At 56.3% G+C, this 21,673-nt stretch carries 21 protein-coding genes; 17 read left to right on the top strand and 4 right to left on the bottom strand.

Going from position 1 to position 21,673, the window contains the following annotated elements:
* Window positions 1-21: 21 nt before the first annotated feature.
* Complete coding sequence (gene dnaA / locus P5706_RS33305) at window positions 22-1,542, bottom strand: chromosomal replication initiator protein DnaA (protein WP_285684764.1); 1,521 nt, start codon at window positions 1,540-1,542, stop codon at window positions 22-24.
* A gap of 586 nt (window positions 1,543-2,128) precedes the next feature.
* On the opposite strand from dnaA, the gene rpmH reads away from it, so the two are divergent.
* From rpmH to mnmE, 5 genes are all read left to right on the top strand, one after another.
* Entirely contained in the window at window positions 2,129-2,263 is a 135-nt protein-coding gene (rpmH, locus tag P5706_RS33300; protein ID WP_003213577.1) for a 50S ribosomal protein L34, read from the top strand.
* A gap of 16 nt (window positions 2,264-2,279) precedes the next feature.
* The gene (gene rnpA, locus P5706_RS33295) at window positions 2,280-2,684 is read left to right on the top strand and encodes a ribonuclease P protein component (RefSeq protein ID WP_200431094.1); all 405 of its coding nucleotides are present in this window, start codon (window positions 2,280-2,282) and stop codon (window positions 2,682-2,684) included.
* Window positions 2,677-2,922 (top strand): membrane protein insertion efficiency factor YidD, encoded by a 246-nt coding sequence (gene yidD / locus P5706_RS33290; RefSeq protein ID WP_073636650.1) that lies wholly within the window; start codon window positions 2,677-2,679, stop codon window positions 2,920-2,922. Before rnpA ends, yidD begins: the two co-directional genes overlap by 8 nt.
* 2 nt (window positions 2,923-2,924) lie before the next feature.
* Window positions 2,925-4,607, top strand: coding sequence for a membrane protein insertase YidC (gene yidC / locus P5706_RS33285; RefSeq protein WP_200431012.1), 1,683 nt, complete (start codon window positions 2,925-2,927; stop codon window positions 4,605-4,607).
* Between the two features lie 79 nt (window positions 4,608-4,686).
* Window positions 4,687-6,057, top strand: coding sequence for a tRNA uridine-5-carboxymethylaminomethyl(34) synthesis GTPase MnmE (gene mnmE / locus P5706_RS33280; protein ID WP_285684757.1), 1,371 nt, complete (start codon window positions 4,687-4,689; stop codon window positions 6,055-6,057).
* Window positions 6,058-6,076: 19 nt separating this feature from the next.
* Here the strand turns inward: mnmE and P5706_RS33275 are convergent, their stop codons facing one another.
* From P5706_RS33275 to P5706_RS33265, 3 genes are all read right to left on the bottom strand, one after another.
* The gene (locus P5706_RS33275; protein WP_285684755.1) at window positions 6,077-8,515 is read right to left on the bottom strand and encodes a TonB-dependent siderophore receptor; all 2,439 of its coding nucleotides are present in this window, start codon (window positions 8,513-8,515) and stop codon (window positions 6,077-6,079) included.
* A 92-nt stretch (window positions 8,516-8,607) separates the two neighbouring features.
* Window positions 8,608-9,552: a FecR domain-containing protein gene (locus P5706_RS33270; protein WP_285684753.1), complete on the bottom strand. Its 945-nt coding sequence runs from the start codon at window positions 9,550-9,552 to the stop codon at window positions 8,608-8,610.
* A complete protein-coding gene (locus tag P5706_RS33265) occupies window positions 9,552-10,058 on the bottom strand; it encodes a sigma-70 family RNA polymerase sigma factor (protein WP_285684751.1) in 507 nt (168 codons plus the stop codon). Before P5706_RS33265 ends, P5706_RS33270 begins: the two co-directional genes overlap by 1 nt.
* Before the next feature lie 554 nt (window positions 10,059-10,612).
* Here P5706_RS33265 and mnmG point away from each other — a divergent pair.
* From mnmG to atpD, 12 genes are all read left to right on the top strand, one after another.
* Window positions 10,613-12,505, top strand: coding sequence for a tRNA uridine-5-carboxymethylaminomethyl(34) synthesis enzyme MnmG (gene mnmG / locus P5706_RS33260; protein WP_285684749.1), 1,893 nt, complete (start codon window positions 10,613-10,615; stop codon window positions 12,503-12,505).
* On the top strand, window positions 12,502-13,146 hold the full coding sequence (gene rsmG / locus P5706_RS33255) for a 16S rRNA (guanine(527)-N(7))-methyltransferase RsmG (protein ID WP_200431018.1): 645 nt from the start codon (window positions 12,502-12,504) through the stop codon (window positions 13,144-13,146). Before mnmG ends, rsmG begins: the two co-directional genes overlap by 4 nt.
* An 18-nt stretch (window positions 13,147-13,164) precedes the next feature.
* Complete coding sequence (locus tag P5706_RS33250; protein ID WP_017477894.1) at window positions 13,165-13,962, top strand: ParA family protein; 798 nt, start codon at window positions 13,165-13,167, stop codon at window positions 13,960-13,962.
* A 9-nt stretch (window positions 13,963-13,971) separates the two neighbouring features.
* The gene (locus tag P5706_RS33245; RefSeq protein ID WP_056860943.1) at window positions 13,972-14,844 is read left to right on the top strand and encodes a ParB/RepB/Spo0J family partition protein; all 873 of its coding nucleotides are present in this window, start codon (window positions 13,972-13,974) and stop codon (window positions 14,842-14,844) included.
* A 148-nt stretch (window positions 14,845-14,992) separates the two neighbouring features.
* On the top strand, window positions 14,993-15,400 hold the full coding sequence (locus P5706_RS33240; RefSeq protein WP_010565865.1) for a F0F1 ATP synthase subunit I: 408 nt from the start codon (window positions 14,993-14,995) through the stop codon (window positions 15,398-15,400).
* 16 nt (window positions 15,401-15,416) lie between these two features.
* Window positions 15,417-16,286 (top strand): F0F1 ATP synthase subunit A, encoded by an 870-nt coding sequence (atpB, locus tag P5706_RS33235; RefSeq protein ID WP_017135123.1) that lies wholly within the window; start codon window positions 15,417-15,419, stop codon window positions 16,284-16,286.
* Between the two features lie 133 nt (window positions 16,287-16,419).
* Window positions 16,420-16,677: a F0F1 ATP synthase subunit C gene (atpE, locus tag P5706_RS33230; RefSeq protein ID WP_002555987.1), complete on the top strand. Its 258-nt coding sequence runs from the start codon at window positions 16,420-16,422 to the stop codon at window positions 16,675-16,677.
* Between the two features lie 56 nt (window positions 16,678-16,733).
* Complete coding sequence (locus tag P5706_RS33225) at window positions 16,734-17,204, top strand: F0F1 ATP synthase subunit B (protein ID WP_083355998.1); 471 nt, start codon at window positions 16,734-16,736, stop codon at window positions 17,202-17,204.
* 12 nt (window positions 17,205-17,216) lie between these two features.
* A complete protein-coding gene (locus tag P5706_RS33220; RefSeq protein WP_015886646.1) occupies window positions 17,217-17,753 on the top strand; it encodes a F0F1 ATP synthase subunit delta in 537 nt (178 codons plus the stop codon).
* Window positions 17,754-17,774: 21 nt separating this feature from the next.
* Window positions 17,775-19,319, top strand: a complete 1,545-nt coding sequence (atpA, locus tag P5706_RS33215; RefSeq protein WP_056860941.1) for a F0F1 ATP synthase subunit alpha — start codon at window positions 17,775-17,777, stop codon at window positions 19,317-19,319.
* 50 nt (window positions 19,320-19,369) lie between these two features.
* Window positions 19,370-20,230: a F0F1 ATP synthase subunit gamma gene (atpG, locus tag P5706_RS33210; RefSeq protein WP_285684736.1), complete on the top strand. Its 861-nt coding sequence runs from the start codon at window positions 19,370-19,372 to the stop codon at window positions 20,228-20,230.
* A gap of 27 nt (window positions 20,231-20,257) precedes the next feature.
* Entirely contained in the window at window positions 20,258-21,637 is a 1,380-nt protein-coding gene (gene atpD / locus P5706_RS33205) for a F0F1 ATP synthase subunit beta (RefSeq protein WP_056860940.1), read from the top strand.
* Window positions 21,638-21,673 lie beyond the last annotated feature (36 nt).

The raw sequence follows: 21,673 nt of genomic DNA, 5'->3' as shown, positions 1-21,673 counted from the left end.
TAATAAGCTGCGCTGGTGTCATCAAGTAGTCAGTGTACGCAGCAGGTTCTTGTAGTCCTCGCGAATATCCGCGTCGGATTCCTTAAGTTCATTGATCTTGCGGCACGCGTGCAAGACCGTGGTGTGGTCGCGACCGCCAAACACATCACCGATTTCCGGCAGGCTGTGGTTGGTCAGCTCTTTGGAGAGCGCCATCGCCACCTGACGTGGACGTGCCACCGAGCGCGAACGGCGCTTGGACAGCAGGTCGGAAATCTTGATTTTGTAGTACTCAGCCACGGTGCGCTGGATGTTATCCACACTCACCAGCTTGTCTTGCAGGGCCAACAAATCTTTCAGGGATTCGCGGATCAGCTCGATGGTGATGTCGCGGCCCATGAAGTGCGAGTGCGCGATGACCCGCTTGAGCGCGCCTTCCAGCTCACGCACGTTGGAACGAATGCGTTGGGCGATAAAGAAGGCCGCATCGTGGGGCAGGTCGACTTTCGCCTGGTCGGCCTTTTTCATCAGGATAGCCACGCGGGTTTCCAGCTCCGGCGGTTCTACCGCAACGGTCAGGCCCCAGCCAAAGCGTGACTTCAAGCGTTCTTCCAGACCTTCGATTTCCTTCGGGTAACGGTCACTGGTCAAGATGACCTGTTGGCCACCTTCAAGCAGCGCGTTGAAGGTGTGGAAAAACTCCTCCTGGGAGCGTTCCTTGCGAGCGAAGAATTGAATGTCATCGATCAGCAAAGCGTCCACCGAACGGTAGAAGCGCTTGAATTCGTTGATTGCGTTGAGCTGCAAGGCCTTGACCATGTCAGCCACGAAGCGCTCCGAGTGCAGGTACACAACCTTGGCATTCGGGTTCTTCTTTAATAGATGGTTACCCACAGCGTGCATCAAGTGAGTTTTACCCAAGCCAACGCCACCATAAAGGAAGAGTGGGTTGTAACCATGCTTGGGGTTATCGGCTACCTGCCAGGCGGCCGCGCGGGCCAACTGGTTGGATTTACCTTCGACGAAGTTCTCAAAGGTAAACGTACGGTTCAGGTAACTGGTGTGCTTGAGCGCACCTTCCACTTGCACGGTGCGCTGCTCAGCGCGAACCGGAGCTTGCTGGGAACTGGCGCCGGCCATCGGATCGAAGCTGTCACGCGACGGTTCTTCATTTATAGGCGCGTTTTTCTGCGACGAGGATTTCGTCGACGCCTGGGCCACAGGCGCCGGCGAGTTATTAACAGGTGCCGGTGCCGCTTGGGCTTGCGACGCAGCAGCAGCCAGCGGCGCATTCGGCGCAGCGCGAGGTGCAGAACTGCGTTTGCTGCCTATTAATAAGGAAAGCACGGGCGCAATGCCGTTGCCGTGTTCATCGAGCAATTCGAGAACGCGGCTCAGGTATTTTTCGTTGACCCAGTCGAGAACAAAACGATTTGGCGCGTAGACACGCAACTCGTCGCCTTCGGCTTCGACCTGTAGCGGACGGATCCAGGTGTTGAATTGCTGGGCAGGCAGCTCTTCGCGCAAAAGCTCCACGCACTGCTGCCAAAGTTCCACTGACACGGATATCCCCTAAGTTGAAAGCCGGTGAGGCAAAAACAGCCGCCATTGTAGCGGCCAGCCGCCCACTTATCCACATGTAGGTTGCTCACAGGGCAGCCAAAATCAATGTGTTAAGTGCAAAAAAGCCGACCAATGGTCTGTGCATAAGCTCTGTGGATAAGCGCACCTAAGCCCGTTGTACAAGTGGGGTCGAAACTCTGTGGGTAACTGGCCTGTGGATAACAACCCATTCCACCCACAGCTTATCCGACAGCGCAGCACAGGCAGAGCACCGTTTTCCCCCGTACTTGTCATTCTCTGTACAGCAGGTGGAATATGGCCTCAAGGCAGTTATCCACAGATGATCGCCTACCTAGCTTTTATAAGCTTTAAAGAAAAGCTTTAAATAACTTCCTTCTTTATTTTTATATCTATGGCATTGCTCGTGAAAGCCTGGCGTACAGAAAAGGAGCGAATACCTGTAGAAGATCTAATTGAAGGAAAAGCTGGTTGGAAATTGACCTAGAGGCTTGCTTTCTCTAGAATCGCCGGTCTCTTAAAACGGGGGCCATTCCGGCCCGTTGTGGACGAACCAGGTAACAACGCCATGAAACGTACTTTCCAACCAAGCACCATCAAACGCGCCCGTACTCACGGCTTCCGTGCTCGCATGGCTACCAAGAACGGCCGTGCTGTCCTGTCGCGTCGCCGCGCCAAAGGTCGTGCGCGTCTGGCAGTTTGATAATCCGGTACTGGTGGTGAGTCAGGACTTCAGTCGGGAAAAGCGTCTGCTAACCCCCCGACATTTCAAGGCAGTCTTTGACTCCCCCACCGGCAAGGTTCCGGGGAAAAATCTCCTGCTCCTTGCGCGTAACAACGATCTGGATCACCCCCGTCTCGGGTTGGTGATCGGCAAGAAGAGCGTAAAGCTCTCCGTTGAGCGCAATCGCCTCAAGCGTCTGATGCGCGAATCGTTTCGCCTCCACCAGGACTCTCTGGTTGGTTGGGATATTGTTATCGTCGCGCGCAAAGGCTTGGGGGACGTAGAAAACCCCGAATTGATTCAGCATTTCGGCAAGCTCTGGAAACGTTTGGCGCGTACCAACAAGCCAGCACCAGCAGTCAGCACCGAAACTGTAGGGGTAGACAGCACCAATGCGTAAACTGGCCCTCGTTCCGATCCAGTTTTACCGTTATGCCATTAGTCCTCTGATGGCCGACCACTGTCGTTTCTACCCCAGCTGTTCCTGCTACGCGTTAGAGGCCATAGAAAATCATGGTCTTCTGCGCGGTGGCTGGCTGGCCTTTCGTCGTTTAGGCCGCTGTCATCCGTGGAATCCCGGTGGTTTCGACCCGGTTCCACCTATCCCTACCTCCCGTTCTTCTTCGATGGCCGAGTAATCATGGATATTAAACGCACGATCCTGATCGTCGCCCTGGCAATCGTGTCCTACGTCATGGTTCTTAAGTGGAACCAGGACTACGGCCAGGCTGCCCTGCCGACTCAGAATGTTGCTACCAATCAGGCTGCGCCGGCTATTCCGGACACCCCGCTGGGTAACAATGCGTCCGCGAGTGCCGATGTTCCCAGCGCGAATGGCGAGACAAGCGCCCCTCTAGAAACGCCAGTGGTCACCAATAAAGACCTCATCCATGTGAAAACGGATGTGCTCGACCTGGCTATCGACCCACAAGGTGGTGATATCGCGCAGTTGAAACTGCCGCTGTATCCACGTCGCCAAGACCATCCGGATGTTCCGTTCCAACTGTTCGATAACGGTGGTGAACGTACTTATCTGGCGCAAAGCGGCCTGACCGGCACTGACGGTCCGGATGCTCGTGCTACCGGTCGTCCGGTTTATTCGACCGAACAGAAGACTTATCAACTGGCCGATGGCCAGAACCAGTTGAATGTCGACCTGAAATTCAGCCTCGACGGCGTCAACTACATCAAGCGTTTCAGCTTCACCCGTGGTTTGTACGACTTGAAGGTCACTTACCTGATCGACAACGAAAGCGCCAAACCATGGACCGGCAACCTGTTTGCCCAGCTCAAGCGTGACAACAGCGCCGACCCTTCTTCCAGCACCGCCACCGGCACCGCGACTTACCTGGGCGCCGCCCTGTGGACAAGTAGCGAGCCGTACAAAAAAGTGTCGATGAAAGATATCGACAAGGGCCCGCTGAAAGAAACCGTCCAAGGCGGTTGGGTTGCCTGGTTGCAACACTACTTCGTGACCGCATGGATCCCGAACAAGGGTGACGCCAACCTGGTTCAAACCCGCAAAGACAGCCAAGGCAACTACATCATTGGTTTTACTGGCCCGGCGTTGACCGTCGCTCCAGGTGCCAAGGCTGAAACCAGCACTACCCTGTACGCCGGCCCGAAAAGCCAGGCTGTGCTCAAAGAGTTGTCCCCAGGTCTGGAATTGACTGTGGATTACGGCATTCTCTGGTTCATTGCCCAGCCTATTTTCTGGCTGCTGCAACATATCCACAGCATTGTGGGTAACTGGGGCTTCTCGATCATCTTCCTGACCATGCTGATCAAAGGGATCTTCTTCCCTTTGTCGGCAGCCAGTTACAAGTCGATGGCGCGTATGCGTGCCGTTGCGCCAAAACTGGCCGCTCTGAAAGAGCAACATGGTGACGATCGGCAGAAAATGTCGCAGGCCATGATGGAGCTGTACAAGAAAGAGAAGATCAACCCGCTGGGTGGTTGCTTGCCGATTCTGGTGCAGATGCCGGTATTCCTGTCGCTGTACTGGGTTCTCCTGGAAAGCGTCGAAATGCGCCAGGCTCCGTTCATTCTGTGGATAACTGACCTGTCGATTAAAGACCCGTTCTTTATTCTGCCGATCATCATGGGCGCCACCATGTTTATCCAGCAGCGTCTGAACCCGACTCCGCCGGATCCGATGCAGGCCAAGGTCATGAAGATGATGCCAATTATCTTCACCTTCTTCTTCCTGTGGTTCCCAGCCGGTCTGGTGCTGTACTGGGTGGTCAACAACGTGTTGTCGATCTCTCAACAGTGGTACATCACACGTAAAATCGAAGCGGCTACCAAAAAAGCTGCGGCGTAATTTACTCTGTGGATAACCACTCAAGACGCCCCCTAGTGGGGCGTTTTGCTTTCTGTCACTTTTGTTCTGGAACCTGCTGATGAGCGCTCCTCGTGAAACCATCGCTGCTGTCGCTACCGCTCAAGGTCGCGGCGGTGTCGGTATCGTTAGAATTTCCGGGCCGCTGGCCAGCGTGGCAGCCCAGGCCATCAGCGGCCGTGAGTTGAAACCTCGATATGCCCATTACGGGCCGTTCCTGGATGCTGACGAAACGGTATTGGATGAGGGGCTGGCGCTGTATTTCCCCGGCCCTAACTCGTTCACCGGCGAAGACGTGCTGGAACTGCAGGGCCATGGCGGCCCGGTGGTGCTGGATATGTTGCTGCAGCGTTGCCTGCAATTGGGCTGCCGCCTGGCGCGCCCAGGCGAATTCAGCGAGCGGGCATTCCTCAATGACAAACTCGACTTGGCCCAGGCCGAGGCCATTGCCGATTTGATCGAGGCCAGTTCTGCACAGGCGGCGCGCAATGCGCTGCGCTCGTTGCAGGGGGCTTTTTCCCTGCGTGTGCATAACTTGACCGAGCAGTTGATCAGTCTGCGTATCTACGTTGAGGCTGCGATTGATTTCCCAGAGGAAGAAATCGACTTCCTCGCTGATGGCCACGTCCTGGCGATGCTGGATAAAGTTCGCGATGAGTTATCCACCGTCCTGCGCGAAGCCGGGCAGGGTGCTTTGCTGCGTGACGGCATGACGGTGGTGATCGCCGGACGGCCGAATGCCGGCAAGTCCAGCCTGCTCAATGCGTTGGCAGGCCGTGAAGCTGCGATCGTCACCGAGATTGCCGGCACCACCCGGGACATTTTGCGCGAACATATCCACATCGATGGTATGCCGCTGCACGTGGTCGACACCGCCGGCTTGCGCGATACCGAAGACCAGGTGGAAAAGATCGGCGTGGAGCGGGCGCTCAAGGCGATCAGTGAAGCGGACCGCGTATTGCTGGTGGTGGATGCCACTGCGCCAGAGGCAATGGATCCTTTTGCCCTGTGGCCGGAATTTCTCGAGCAACGCCCGGACCCGGCCAAAGTCACCTTGATCCGTAACAAAGCGGATTTAACCGGCGAAGCCATTGCCATGGAGACCAGTGACGATGGCCACGTCACCATCAGCCTGAGCGCAAAGTCGGCTGGCGATGGGTTGGAATTGCTGCGCGACCACCTCAAAGCCTGCATGGGCTATGAGCAGACCTCCGAAAGCAGCTTCAGCGCACGCCGCAGGCACCTGGAGGCACTGCGTCACGCCAGTGCGGCGTTGGAGCACGGTCGGGCTCAGCTGACCTTGGCGGGGGCTGGCGAGCTGCTGGCTGAGGATTTGCGCCAGGCGCAGCAGCTGCTTGGGGAGATCACCGGTGCGTTCAGCTCCGATGATTTGTTGGGACGGATCTTTTCCAGCTTCTGTATTGGTAAGTAGCCAAGTTATCCACAGCGGCTTACCAGTTGTAGGACACCGTGCCGAGCAAGGTACGGCTGTCACCCCAATAGCAACGCCCCGCATCGTTGCAACCGGATACATATTCCTTGTCGAACAGGTTCTTGGCGTTCAGATCCACCGACCAGTGTGGGTTGATCTGATAACCCACGGCCGCATCCACCAACGTCACGCTTCCCGCATCCAACTTGCCGTATAGCGTAGGGGCGGTGTAGGAAAAGGTACTGTCGAAGTAACGCACACCACCGCCCAGGGACAAACCCTTGAGCTGGCCATCGAGGAAGCGGTATTTGCTCCACACTGAAGCCTGGTTGCGTGGAACCCCAGTCATCTGATGCCCTTCAACCAGTGACGTCGCAGAATCCTTGGTAATCCTTGCGTCGGTATAGGTGTAGGCCGCGGTGATATTCAGGTTCGGTGTGAGATTGCTGTTGATCTCGACTTCTGCACCTTTGGCGCGACTTTCACCGACCTGGCGATAGCTGTTGGTGGTGGCGTCCAGGTAGGTGTCGTCTTGCTTGCGCAGGTCATACACCGACAACGTCATCGCGGTGTCCCAGCCGATCGGCTCGTATTTAACACCCACTTCGTATTGGCGGCTGGTAATCGGCTTTAACGGCGAACCTGCGTTGGAAATCTGCTGCACCGGGACGAAGGCGGTGGAGTAGCTGACATACGGGGTCAGCCCGTTGTCGAACTGGTACATCACCCCGCCCTGATAGGTGAATTTCTTGTCCTCAGAGCCGGTGTTGCTGGCCTTGTTTACCTTGTCACGAAAATCACTATTGACCCAGTCCTGACGGCCGCCCAGCAGGAACAGCCAATGGTCGTACTTGCTCTGCACCTGTGCATAAACCCCTTTCATCTGCTGCTCAAGCAGGGTGTTCTGTACCGCGATCGGCGTGAGCGGGTCGCGCAGATATACCGGGTTATACACATTGATAGTGCCGGCAAACCCTGCGTCCCAGTCCTGATTGAACGAGGTGCGGTCATAGCTGGCGCCGAACAGCACAGTGTTTTGCAGGTCACCCAGTTGGAATTTACCTTCGAGCTGGTTATCCAGGGAATACACCATCGACTTGTTGTAACGGTCGTAGGCGGTCATGTTCAGTTGGGTGCCAAAGCCGCGATTATTCAAGGCACTTGGCCAGGTTTCATGGCGGTTGATGCGCGACTGCATGTAGCGCGAGTTCTGACGGAACTGCCAGTCGTCATTGAAGCTGTGGCTGAACTCGTAACCGGTGCTCCAGGCTTCGCGTTCAAAGGTGTTCCAATCCGGATCGCCAAGCATGGTGTGTTTGGACAGCTTGCCGTTGGGGTTACTGAGCAAAGTACCGGCGGCAGGCAGGCCGAGTTCGAGGTTGGTGTGGTCCTTCTGGTAGTTGGCCAGCAGGGTCAGGGTGTTGTAGTCGTCGAAGTTCAGGGTCAGGGATGGCGCCATATATAGGCGATCATCGGGTACATGGTCGGTCTGGGTGTCGGACTTGCGGCCCAGCATGACCACGCGACCCAGCACATTGGCGTTGTCATTGAGTGGCCCGGAGATATCAACACCTAATTGGCGCCGATTGTTGGAGCCATAGCCCAATTGCACCTCGCCTTGCGGCGTGGCAGTCGGGTGTTTGCTGACCAGGTTCACCAAGCCACCCGGTGCGTTTTCGCCATAGAGCAGGGATGAAGGACCCCGGAAAATTTCCACGCGCTCCAGGCCATAGGGCTCACTGGTGGTGTCATACCGGTTACCTTGCACCCGTAGGCCGTCGCGCAACAGGCCGTAGCCATAATCCGTGGCGTTGAAGCCGCGAATGAAGAACAGATCACCGGCCAGGCTATCGCCGGCGGCAAAGGGTGGGGCGAAGATTCCCGGTACATAACCCAAGACTTCAGTCAGCGTCTGCGACTTCTGGTCCTTGATGCGCTGGCCGGTGACCACCGATACCGACCGGGGCGTTTCCGACAGCGGCGTACTGGTCTTGGTGCCGATACGGCTGTTTTGTGCCTTGTAGCCAACATCACCGGCACTATCCTGGTTGAAACCCGGTTGTTGATACGTGCTGACGGTTGTGGGTGCCAACGTCAGTTGTCCGGCAGGCGCGGCTTGCAACACATAGCTACCGGGCGCTTGCGCCACAGCCTGCAGGGCCGAGTTTTGCAGCAGCAGTGCAAAGCCCTGATCAACCGAGTAATCACCTTGCAGCCCTGGCGTGTTTAAACCTGCGGTTTGCTCAGGGGAAAACGACAGGATCACGTTCGCCCTGGCAGCAAACTGGCTGAGTGCGGCGTCCAGCGCCCCAGCAGCGATGGTGAAGTGCTGCGCTGTGCTGGCGGCCATTGCACCAGTTGGCAGCAATAAACTTGCGGGGGCGGCCGAGCACAGTAATAAACCGTAGGTGATGCCATGGTAAGAAAGGCGTTGGCGTAGCTTGGCAGGAAGGCGCATAGGTGGTGAAGCCCTGTAGGTAGCGTCGTGATTACCTGTAGGGCCGGGCCAGGTATAAAAAAGATAACCCCCTGTGGATTATTTTTTTGCTTTCAGCCCAGGTGCGTGACCGCGACCCAATAGCGGCTGAAATATTTCACCTGTATTGGCAGCGTGGCTTGCAGGTTAGCGAGTACCGCGTCGGTGGAGTCCAAGCGGAACGTCCCGGAGACCCGCAGGCGTGCTGAAGCCGAATCGCAGCGCAAAACGCCGGGGCGGTAACGCGCAAGGTCGGCAAGCAGATCCCCAAGGAGAGCGTCGAGAACGATGACCTGACCATCGACCCACGCCGCTTGCGTGCTGCGATAGAAATGACTGGGCCGCACATTTTCCCGGTCGAAGTCAGCACTTTCGCCGGCACTGAGTAATCGCTTGTGATCCGGTATGTCGGCAGGTGAGAGGCTCACCTGGTCTTCCAGCACACCCACACGAGTTGAGCCCGTTAGTTGACGCACGGTAAACCGAGTCCCCAGTGCCTGGACCCGGCCTTCGTGTGTTTCGACGTAAAAAGGCGTTTGCCCACCCAGTTTGCCAGTGTGGATAAGTATTTCGCCGTCGCGCAGGCGGATCAGACGCTGGCGTTGATCAAACACCACATCAATTGCGGTGCTGGTGTTCAGATCAATTTGAGTACCGTCGGCCAGCTCGATGCGCCGACGTTCACCGACGCGTGTTCGGTAATCCGCCCAGAAATTGCCCACGGCCGTGTGTTGTTGGACATTGAAGCCAAGATAGCCGGTGGCGCCCAATACCAACATCCACTTGAGCACTTGGCGCCGTTGTTGCGTAGCCGATAAAGCGCGACGCGTTAAATCCTGGGGCAGGGTGCCGAGGCTGCGCTGTAATTGCTCCAACTGGTTCCATGCCGCTTGGTGAGAGGGGTCGCTGTTGAGCCATTGCTGCCAGGCATGCCGTTCGGCGGCAGTTGGCACTTGCGCTTGAAACTGTACATACCAGCTGGCAGCCGCCTCGAAAACCTTGCGATCCGGCGCGGGCATTACAGGGTCGCCATGATCAATGAGCATTCGGTGAGCGCACGGATCATGTGTTTCTTGACCGTCGTCAGCGATACCTGCAACTGCTGGGCGATCTGTTGATAAGTCAGACCTTCAATCTGCGACAGCATGAAAATATGGCGTGTCCGCCGCCCCAAATCCGACAAGGCTTTATCCACAGCCACCAGGGTTTCGATGATGATTGCCTTGTCTTCTTCACTGATGGCTGTGGCTTCAGGACGCTCGGCCAACGACTGTTTATAAGCCTGTTCAATGGCGGATCGACGATAGCGGTCGATCACCAAGCCCCTGGCGATTGTGGCCAAGTAATCACGCGGTTCGAGGATTTGCCCTGCATGGCGACCGCCCAGGATACGCACGAAGGTGTCATGTGCCACATCGGCTGCATCGCAAGCGTTGTGCAACTTGCCTTTAAGCCACCCGTGCAGCCATGAATGGTGCTGCTCATAGATGTGCTGGACGGCAGCCGTGTGTGAAGGAAAGGGCATAGGGCGCGACAGGACGGGTTAATGATAATCGCTATTATTAACTGCACCACCGAGTTCTCACAATAGCTCTGCTTTTTTTAGATCCAGACACCGAATCGAAAGCTTTGGTGGCCTTGCCATGCCCTCAAGGAGGGATTTCTGTGGATTAAGCCCTGTGAATAACCGCACCTGTGCCCAGTTGATAACAGGGCCTGAAACCTGAGTAAAAACCCCTCTGTGGATAACCATCGCTTTAATCCACAGGCTTAAAGCACTTATCCAAGGGCCTCATTGGCACATGACCACAGACTTTTGAATCTCTGTACACTACGTAAATAGAGGCTTGTAGAGATCTATCCACAGAAAGTAGGCTCAGTAGAAATAAACATAAAAACAAAGATCTTATAAATTTCTTTTTTTTTAATTTCTATTGTCTGTGATTCATCCACAGCTGGTTAAATTTTGTGCAAAGGGTTCTTTAGGAAGGGCTAAGTCCCTATACTTGCCGCCAAAGCTCTAAAACTCTTTCAACAAACAATTCCTGATTACCTACATAAGCAGGCACGAGGTGCGTGGTGGATTTCCCTTCCCGTTTTGAAGTGATCGTCATCGGCGGCGGTCATGCCGGTACCGAGGCAGCACTGGCGTCAGCGCGCATGGGCGTTAAAACCCTGTTGCTGACGCATAACGTGGAAACCCTCGGTGCCATGAGTTGCAACCCTGCCATTGGCGGGATCGGTAAAAGCCATCTGGTTAAAGAAATTGATGCCCTTGGCGGTGTTATGGCCATGGCTACCGACAAAGGTGGTATTCAATTTCGCGTGCTCAACAGCCGCAAAGGCCCGGCCGTACGCGCTACTCGGGCACAGGCAGACCGCATCCTCTACAAGGCTGCGGTACGTGAAACCCTGGAAAACCAGCCGAACCTGTGGATATTTCAACAAGCTGCCGATGACCTGATCGTCGAACAGGACGTGGTGAAAGGCGTTGTCACCCAGATGGGTCTGCGTTTCTTCGCAGAATCCGTGGTGTTGACCACGGGTACGTTCCTGGGCGGACTTATCCACATCGGTATGCAGAACTATTCCGGCGGTCGCGCCGGTGATCCACCATCGATTGCCCTGGCAAAACGCCTGCGTGAATTGCCGCTACGTGTCGGCCGCCTCAAAACCGGGACCCCGCCGCGTATCGACGGACGTTCTGTGGATTTCTCGGTGATGACCGAACAAGCCGGTGACACACCGATTCCGGTCATGTCGTTCATGGGCAACAAAGAACAGCACCCCAAACAGGTGAGCTGCTGGATTACCCACACCAACGCCCGCACCCACGAAATCATTGCCGCTAACCTCGACCGTTCGCCGATGTATTCCGGGGTGATCGAAGGCATTGGCCCGCGTTATTGCCCATCGATCGAAGACAAGATCCATCGCTTTGCCGACAAGGAAAGCCACCAGGTCTTCATCGAGCCGGAAGGCTTGACCACCCATGAGCTGTACCCGAACGGGATTTCCACATCCTTGCCGTTCGACGTGCAAATTCAGATCGTGCAGTCGATTCGCGGTATGGAAAACGCCCACATCGTGCGTCCGGGCTACGCCATCGAGTACGACTACTTCGACCCGCGTGACCTGAAGTACAGCCTCGAAACCAAAGTTATCGCCGGTCTGTTTTTCGCGGGCCAAATCAATGGCACCACCGGTTACGAAGAAGCCGGCGCCCAAGGTTTGCTCGCCGGGACCAACGCAGCATTGCGTGCACAGGGCAGAGACAGCTGGTGCCCGCGTCGCGATGAAGCGTACATCGGTGTTTTGGTCGATGACCTGATTACCCTGGGCACCCAGGAACCGTACCGGATGTTCACTTCCCGGGCGGAATACCGTTTGATCCTGCGCGAAGACAACGCCGACTTGCGCCTGACCGAAAAAGGTCGCGAGTTGGGCCTGGTCGATGATGCGCGTTGGGAAGCCTTCTGCAAAAAACGTGAAAGCATCACGCTCGAAGAGCAACGCCTGAAAAGTACCTGGGTTCGCCCCGGCACCGAGCAGGGCGATGCGATTGCGGAAAAATTCGGCACGCCGCTGACCCACGAATACAACTTGCTCAACCTGCTGTCCCGTCCGGAAATCGACTACGCTGGTCTGGTCGAAGTGACAGGCCAGGGCGCAGAAGACCCACAGGTTGCCGAGCAGGTCGAGATCAAGACCAAATACGCCGGTTACATCGACCGCCAACAGGACGAGATCGCTCGACTGCGCGCCAGTGAAAACACCAAACTGCCTGTGGATATTGATTACACCGGGATTTCCGGGTTGTCGAAAGAAATCCAAAGCAAGCTGGGGATAACTCGGCCGGAAACGCTGGGCCAGGCTTCGCGTATTCCCGGCGTCACACCAGCAGCCATTTCGCTGTTGATGATTCATTTGAAAAAACGCGGCGCGGGCCGTCAGTTGGAGCAAAGCGCTTGAGTTCGTTGGTCACCTCGCAACACGCCGAAGAGTTATCCACAGGTGCACGCCAGTTGGGCGTGGACCTGACCGCAGCCCAGCACGAATTGCTGCTGGGCTACCTGGCCCTGTTGATCAAGTGGAACAAGGCTTACAACCTGACTGCGGTGCGTAACCCTGACGAAATGGTTTCGCGGCATTTGCTCGACAGTTTGAGCGTGATGCCGTTTATCGAAAACGGCCGTTGGCTCGACGTAGGCAGTGGTGGTGGCATGCCAGGCATCCCGCTGGCCATCCTGTTTCCCGAGTCGCAAGTGACGTGCCTGGACAGCAACGGCAAGAAGACTCGCTTCCTGACCCAGGTCAAACTCGAGCTCAAGCTGGATAACCTGCAAGTTATCCACAGTCGGGTAGAAGAGTTCACGCCTGAACGGCCCTTTAACGGAATTGTTTCCCGGGCCTTCAGCAGCATGGAGAACTTCAGCAACTGGACACGCCACTTGGGCGACCGCGACACCCGCTGGCTGGCAATGAAGGGCGTTCATCCAAGCGACGAGCTGTTAGCATTGCCGACAGACTTCCACCTCGATAGCGAACACGCCTTGGCCGTACCCGGTTGCCAAGGCCAACGCCATCTGCTGATACTGCGCCGCACGGCATGATTGGGAACACAAGCAAGAATGGCTAAGGTATTCGCGATAGCGAACCAGAAAGGTGGCGTGGGCAAAACCACCACCTGCATCAACCTCGCAGCATCCCTGGTCGCCACCAAGCGTCGGGTGCTGTTGATCGATCTCGATCCACAGGGCAACGCCACCATGGGTAGCGGTGTGGATAAACACGGCCTGGAAAATTCGGTCTACGACTTGCTGATCGGCGAGTGTGACCTGGCCCAGGCCATGCACTACTCCGAGCACGGTGGTTATCAACTGCTGCCGGCGAACCGCGATTTAACCGCGGCGGAAGTAGTGCTGCTCGAAATGCAGATGAAAGAAAGCCGTCTGCGCAGCGCCTTGGCGCCGATCCGCGAGAATTACGATTACATTTTGATCGACTGCCCACCGTCGTTGTCGATGTTGACGCTCAACGCGTTGGTGGCCGCCGATGGGGTGATTATCCCCATGCAGTGCGAGTACTTCGCGCTGGAAGGTCTGAGTGACCTTGTGGATAACATCAAGCGTATTGCCGAGTTGCTCAACCCGAACCTGCAAATCGAAGGCCTGCTGCGGACCATGTATGACCCGCGCCTGAGCCTGATGAACGATGTGTCGGCGCAGCTCAAGGAACACTTCGGCGACCAGCTCTACGACACGGTGATCCCACGCAACATCCGCCTGGCCGAAGCGCCAAGCTACGGCATGCCCGCGCTGGCGTACGACAAATCATCGCGTGGTGCCATTGCCTACCTGGCACTGGCCGGCGAGATGGTTCGCCGTCAACGCCGCAACTCACGCACCGCTGCAGCCCAGCCAACTTAAGGAATCCCCATGGCCGTCAAGAAACGAGGTCTCGGACGTGGACTGGATGCACTGCTGAGTGGTCCGACTGTCACTTCGCTTGAAGAACAAGCGGTGCAGGCCGACGAGCGCGAGCTGCAACACCTGCCGCTGGACTTGATCCAGCGCGGCAAATATCAGCCACGCCGGGATATGGACCCCCAGGCGCTGGAAGAACTGGCCAACTCGATCAAGGCCCAGGGCGTGATGCAGCCGATTGTGGTGCGCCCGATTGGCGGCGGTCGCTTTGAAATCATCGCCGGCGAACGCCGCTGGCGCGCGAGCCAGCAGGCCGGCAAGGAAACCATCCCGGCGATGGTGCGCGATGTACCGGATGAAACCGCCATCGCCATGGCGTTGATCGAAAACATCCAGCGTGAAGACCTCAACCCGATCGAAGAAGCGATTGCGTTGCAGCGTTTGCAGCAGGAATTCCAGCTGACCCAGCAACAAGTGGCCGATGCGGTGGGTAAATCCCGCGTCACCGTATCCAACTTGCTGCGTCTGATCGCGTTGCCGGAAGTCATCAAGACCATGTTGTCCCACGGTGACCTGGAAATGGGTCATGCCCGTGCTTTGCTCGGTTTGCCGGAAAATCAACAGGTTGAAGGGGCGCGACACGTTGTCGCACGGGGGCTCACGGTGCGTCAGACTGAGGCGCTGGTTCGCCAGTGGCTGAGCGGCAAACCTGCACCGGTCGAAACAGCCAAACCTGATCCGGATATCGCACGCCTCGAGCAGCGCCTGGCCGAGCGGCTGGGCTCTGCGGTACAAATTCGCCACGGCAAGAAGGGCAAAGGGCAATTGGTTATCGGATATAACTCGCTTGACGAGCTCCAGGGCGTCCTTGCCCACATCCGCTGAAACATTTGCTTATGTAGCGCGCGATCGGAAAACACTACCCGACAGTTGAATAGGGGCTGAACCGCCCCTATACTCTGCGCGCATTTTGTCGGCACAAATTATGCCAAGTTATTGATTCTCGGCAGCCGACCATTGAGGAGCAAGAGTGATGGAAACCCGCACGCCAAACACGTTGCCGTTCCATCGCTTGGCCGTTTTCCCGGTTTTATTGGCTCAATTTGTCATTCTACTGATCGCCGCGTTGGCGCTTTGGTACTGGCATGGAGTCGTAGCCGGATATTCAGGACTCTGCGGAGGCCTGATAGCCTTGCTGCCCAATATGTATTTTGCTCACAGGGCCTTTCGGTTTTCCGGCGCCCGAGCAGCCCAGGCTATCGTCCGGTCATTTTATGCCGGCGAGGCGGGGAAACTGATTTTGACGGCAGTGCTGTTTGCACTGACCTTTGCAGGTGTGAAGCCATTGGCGCCGCTGGCTGTATTCGGCGTCTTCGTGTTGACCCAACTGGTCAGCTGGTTCGCTCCCCTGCTAATGAAAACAAGACTTTCGAAACCTTAGGGCGTTTGAGGCAACCATGGCAGAAACAACCGCTTCGGGCTATATCCAGCACCACTTGCAGAACCTGACCTTCGGTCAGCTTCCCAACGGCGGCTGGGGCTTCGCCCACACCGCAGCAGAAGCCAAAGAAATGGGTTTCTGGGCTTTCCACCTGGATACTCTGGGCTGGTCGGTCGCACTGGGTCTGATTTTCGTCCTGATTTTCCGCATGGCGGCAAAAAAGGCGACTTCCGGTCAGCCAGGTGCTTTGCAAAACTTCGTTGAAGTATTGGTCGAATTCGTCGATGGCAGCGTGAAAGACAGCTTCCATGGCCGTAGCCCGGTGATTGCACCGCTGGCACTGACCATCTTCGTCTGGGTGTTCCTGATGAACGCCGTCGACCTGATCCCGGTTGACTGGATTCCTCAGCTCGCCATGGCGATCAGCGGCGACCCGCATATTCCATTCCGTGCCGTATCGACCACTGACCCTAACGCTACCCTGGGCATGGCCTTGTCGGTATTCGCGTTGATCATTTTCTACAGCATCAAGATCAAGGGCATCGGCGGCTTCATCGGCGAACTGACCCTGCACCCGTTCGGCAGCAAGAACATTTTCGTTCAAGCCCTGCTGATCCCGGTGAACTTCCTGCTGGAATTCGTCACCCTGATCGCCAAGCCAATCTCTCTGGCACTGCGACTGTTCGGCAACATGTATGCCGGCGAACTGGTGTTCATTCTGATCGCTGTGATGTTCGGCAGTGGTCTGCTCTGGCTTAGCGGCCTGGGCATTGTTCTGCAGTGGGCGTGGGCTGTGTTCCACATCCTGATCATCACCCTGCAGGCCTTCATCTTCATGATGCTGACCATCGTCTACCTGTCGATGGCGCACGAAGAGAACCATTAAGACCGGTCTCGACTAGTCTGATGTCCTTCCCGGTGAAACGGGAAGGTGGCCCACCAGGGCTATGAAACGATTTGTTTTACCGCTTTAAAATCTAAAAAACCTAAACCATACGACGTAAAAGTCGGGAGGAAAGATGGAAACTGTAGTTGGTCTAACCGCTATCGCTGTTGCACTGTTGATCGGCCTGGGCGCCCTGGGTACTGCCATTGGTTTCGGCCTGCTGGGCGGCAAGTTCCTGGAAGGCGCAGCGCGTCAGCCAGAAATGGTTCCAATGCTGCAAGTTAAAATGTTCATCGTTGCCGGTCTGCTCGACGCCGTGACCATGATCGGTGTTGGTATCGCTCTGTTCTTCACCTTCGCGAACCCCTTCGTTGGTCAACTCGCCGGTTAATCACTCGTTTTTTCGAGTGATTGGTGTGTTGTGCAACGAACGAGCGAGGTATTGGCGTGAACATTAATGCAACCATTATTGGTCAGTCCTTAGCGTTCTTGATTTTTGTCGTTTTCTGCATGAAGTTCGTATGGCCTCCGGTCATCGCAGCTTTGCATGAACGTCAGAAGAAGATCGCGGATGGACTGGACGCTGCCACCCGTGCAGCTCGCGACCTGGAGTTGGCCCAAGAGAAAGCGGGCCATCAACTGCGCGATGCTAAGGCACAGGCAGCTGAAATCATTGAGCAAGCCAAGAAACGCGGTAATCAGATTGTTGAAGAGGCTGTTGAAAAAGCCCGTATCGACGCTGACCGTGTGAAGGTTCAGGCTCAGGCCGAGATCGAGCAGGAATTGAACGGTGTCAAAGATGCGCTGCGTGCCCAACTGGGTGCTCTGGCCGTCGGCGGTGCTGAGAAGATCCTGGGTGCCACAATCGATCAAAACGCGCACGCGGAGCTGGTTAACAAACTGGCTGCTGAAATCTAAGCGAGGGCGATCATGGCAGAATTGACCACGTTGGCCCGACCTTACGCTAAGGCAGCCTTCGAGCACGCCCAGGCCCACCAGCAGCTAGCCTCTTGGTCAGCCATGCTCGGCCTGGCTGCAGCAGTGTCGCAAGACGACACCATGCAGCGCGTGCTCAAGGCCCCGCGACTGACGAGCGCAGACAAGGCCGCCACTTTTATTGAAGTGTGCGGCGACAAGTTTGATGTGAAGGTACAGAACTTCATTCACGTCGTTGCCGAAAACGACCGTCTCCCGCTTTTGCCGGAGATCGCCGCTCTTTTCGACCTGTACAAGGCCGAAGCAGAGAAATCGGTAGACGTTGAAGTGACCAGTGCTTTTGCATTGAACCAAGAACAGCAAGACAAACTCGCCAAGGTTCTCAGTGCACGACTCAATCGGGAAGTGCGCCTGCAAGCTTCGGAGGACGCATCCCTGATTGGTGGTGTTGTTATCCGTGCCGGCGACCTGGTTATCGATGGCTCGATTCGCGGCAAAATCGCGAAACTTGCCGAAGCATTGAAATCTTGAGTTTGAAGGGGCAGCAGAGCAATGCAGCAACTCAATCCTTCCGAAATAAGTGAAATTATCAAGGGCCGCATCGACAAACTCGATGTGACCTCCCAAGCCCGTAACGAAGGCACTGTCGTCAGCGTATCTGACGGCATCGTGCGGATTCACGGTCTGGCCGACGTAATGTACGGCGAGATGATCGAGTTTCCGGGCGGCGTCTACGGTATGGCCCTCAACCTGGAGCAAGACTCCGTAGGTGCCGTTGTATTGGGCGCTTACCAGTCTCTTGCCGAAGGCATGAGCGCCAAGTGCACAGGCCGCATCCTGGAAGTTCCGGTTGGTAAGGAACTGCTGGGTCGCGTAGTCGACGCACTGGGTAACCCTGTTGACGGTAAAGGTCCACTGGGCAACACCGAGACCGATGCGGTCGAGAAAGTTGCTCCAGGCGTGATCTGGCGTAAGTCGGTAGACCAGCCTGTACAGACTGGCTACAAGGCTGTCGATGCCATGATCCCAGTCGGCCGTGGCCAGCGTGAGCTGATCATCGGTGACCGTCAGATCGGTAAAACCGCTCTGGCAATCGACGCGATCATCAACCAGAAAGACAGCGGCATTTTCTGCGTCTACGTAGCCATTGGTCAGAAGCAATCGACCATCGCCAACGTGGTTCGCAAGCTGGAAGAAAACGGCGCCCTGGCCAACACGATCATCGTGGCTGCCAGTGCTTCGGAATCTCCTGCGCTGCAATTCCTGGCACCGTACTCCGGTTGCACCATGGGTGAATTCTTCCGCGACCGCGGTGAAGACGCGCTGATCGTTTATGACGATCTGTCCAAGCAAGCAGTGGCTTACCGCCAGATTTCCCTGCTGCTGCGCCGTCCACCAGGCCGTGAAGCTTACCCAGGCGACGTGTTCTATCTCCACTCCCGTCTGCTGGAGCGCGCATCCCGCGTTTCGGAAGAGTACGTAGAGAAGTTCACCAACGGCGCAGTGACCGGCAAAACCGGTTCCCTGACCGCACTGCCGATCATCGAAACCCAGGCTGGCGACGTTTCCGCGTTCGTTCCGACCAACGTGATTTCCATCACCGACGGTCAGATCTTCCTGGAATCGGCCATGTTCAACTCCGGGATCCGTCCTGCTGTGAACGCCGGTGTTTCGGTATCCCGTGTGGGTGGTGCCGCTCAGACCAAGATCATCAAGAAGCTCTCCGGTGGTATCCGTACCGCTCTGGCTCAGTACCGTGAACTGGCGGCATTCGCCCAGTTCGCTTCTGACCTGGACGAAGCGACCCGTAAGCAACTTGAGCATGGTCAGCGCGTTACCGAGCTGATGAAGCAGAAGCAATACGCCCCAATGTCGATCGCTGACATGGCGTTGTCGCTGTATGCCGCTGAGCGTGGGTTCCTGACTGACGTCGAAATCACCAAGGTCGGCAGCTTCGAACAAGCGCTGATTGCTTACTTCAACCGCGATCACGCCGACTTGTTGGCCAAGATCAACGTGAAGGGTGACTTCAATGACGAAATCGACGCTGGCATGAAAGCCGGTATCGAGAAGTTCAAGGCCACCCAAACCTGGTAAGCCGCAGCGGGGGCCGCAAGGCTCCCGCTTGCTAACCTGATAGGTGTTACATGGCAGGCGCAAAAGAGATTCGCAGTAAGATTGCGAGCATCAAAAGCACGCAAAAGATTACCAGCGCCATGGAAAAAGTGGCGGTCAGCAAAATGCGCAAGGCACAAATGCGCATGTCTGCTAGCCGTCCTTATGCGGAGCGTATCCGCCAGGTAATTGGGCATTTGGCTAACGCCAACCCGGAATACCGCCACCCGTTCATGATCGACCGCGAAGTTAAGCGTGTGGGTTATGTGGTTGTGAGCAGTGACCGTGGTTTGTGCGGTGGTCTGAATACCAACCTGTTCAAGGCCCTGGTCAAGGACATGGCGGTAAACCGCGAAAAGGGCGTCGAGATCGATCTGTGTGTTGTTGGTAGCAAGGGGGCGGCCTTTTTCCGCAACTTCGGCGGTAACGTCGTTGCAGCTATCAGCCACCTGGGTGAAGAGCCGTCGATCAATGATTTGATCGGCAGTGTGAAGGTGATGCTGGATGCGTACCTGGAGGGCCGGATTGACCGCCTGTCCGTGGTATCCAACAAGTTCATCAACACCATGACCCAGCAGCCAACCGTGGAGCAATTGATTCCACTGGTGGCGACTCCGGATCAGGAACTCAAGCACCACTGGGACTACCTCTACGAACCAGACGCCAAAGAGCTGCTTGACGGCTTGATGGTGCGCTACGTGGAGTCGCAGGTGTACCAGGCGGTGGTCGAGAACAACGCAGCTGAACAAGCGGCGCGGATGATCGCGATGAAAAACGCTACCGATAACGCCGGTGATCTGATCAGCGATTTGCAGCTGATCTACAACAAGGCGCGTCAGGCTGCGATCACCCAAGAGATCTCGGAAATCGTCGGCGGCGCTGCCGCGGTTTAACGGTTCAAATATTCAGAGGATCCAGCTATGAGTAGCGGACGTATCGTTCAAATCATCGGCGCCGTTATCGACGTGGAATTCCCACGCGACAGCGTACCGAGCATCTACAACGCTTTGAAAGTACAAAGCGATGCCGGCACCACTCTGGAAGTTCAGCAGCAGCTGGGCGACGGCGTGGTACGGACCATTGCAATGGGTTCCACCGAAGGCCTGAAACGTGGTCTGGGTGTGCTTGACACTGGCGCTGCCATCTCCGTACCGGTCGGTAAAGCGACCCTGGGCCGGATCATGGACGTACTGGGCAACCCGATTGACGAAGCTGGCCCGATCGACACCGAAGAGCGCTGGGGCATTCACCGTCCAGCACCTTCGTTCGCCGAACAAGCTGGCGGCAACGATCTGCTCGAAACCGGTATCAAGGTTATCGACCTGGTTTGCCCGTTCGCCAAAGGCGGTAAAGTCGGTCTGTTCGGTGGTGCCGGTGTAGGCAAAACCGTAAACATGATGGAACTGATCCGTAACATCGCCATCGAGCACAGCGGTTATTCCGTGTTCGCCGGTGTGGGTGAGCGTACTCGTGAGGGTAACGACTTCTACCACGAGATGAAGGACTCCAACGTTCTGGACAAAGTGGCACTGGTTTACGGTCAGATGAACGAGCCGCCGGGTAACCGTCTGCGCGTAGCACTGACTGGCCTGACCATGGCCGAGAAGTTCCGTGACGAAGGTAACGACGTTCTGCTGTTCGTCGACAACATCTACCGTTACACCTTGGCCGGTACTGAAGTATCCGCACTGCTGGGCCGTATGCCTTCTGCAGTAGGTTACCAGCCGACCCTGGCTGAAGAGATGGGCGTTCTGCAAGAACGTATCACTTCGACCAAAGAAGGTTCGATCACCTCGATCCAAGCGGTATACGTACCTGCGGATGACTTGACTGACCCGTCGCCTGCGACCACCTTCGCCCACTTGGACGCCACCGTCGTTCTGTCCCGTGACATCGCTTCCCTGGGTATCTACCCAGCAGTCGATCCACTCGACTCGACTTCGCGCCAGCTGGACCCGAACGTGATCGGCCAGGAGCACTACGACACCGCTCGCGGCGTTCAGTACGTGCTGCAGCGTTACAAAGAACTGAAGGACATCATTGCGATCCTGGGTATGGACGAGCTGTCGGAAGCCGACAAGCAGTTGGTAAACCGTGCTCGTAAGATCCAGCGCTTCTTGTCGCAGCCGTTCTTCGTGGCTGAAGTCTTCACCGGTGCTTCGGGTAAATACGTTTCCCTGAAAGACACCATTGCTGGCTTCAAAGGCATCCTCAACGGTGACTACGACCACCTGCCAGAACAAGCGTTCTACATGGTCGGCGGCATCGAAGAAGCGATCGAGAAAGCCAAGAAACTGTAATCTCGGCGCCCGGAAACGGGCGCTCATCAGGTTGAG

This window comes from Pseudomonas sp. ChxA (assembly GCF_030263855.1).
In the GTDB taxonomy this organism is placed as follows: domain Bacteria; phylum Pseudomonadota; class Gammaproteobacteria; order Pseudomonadales; family Pseudomonadaceae; genus Aquipseudomonas; species Aquipseudomonas fluorescens_CB.
This window is presented reverse-complemented; position numbering and strand designations above follow the sequence as displayed.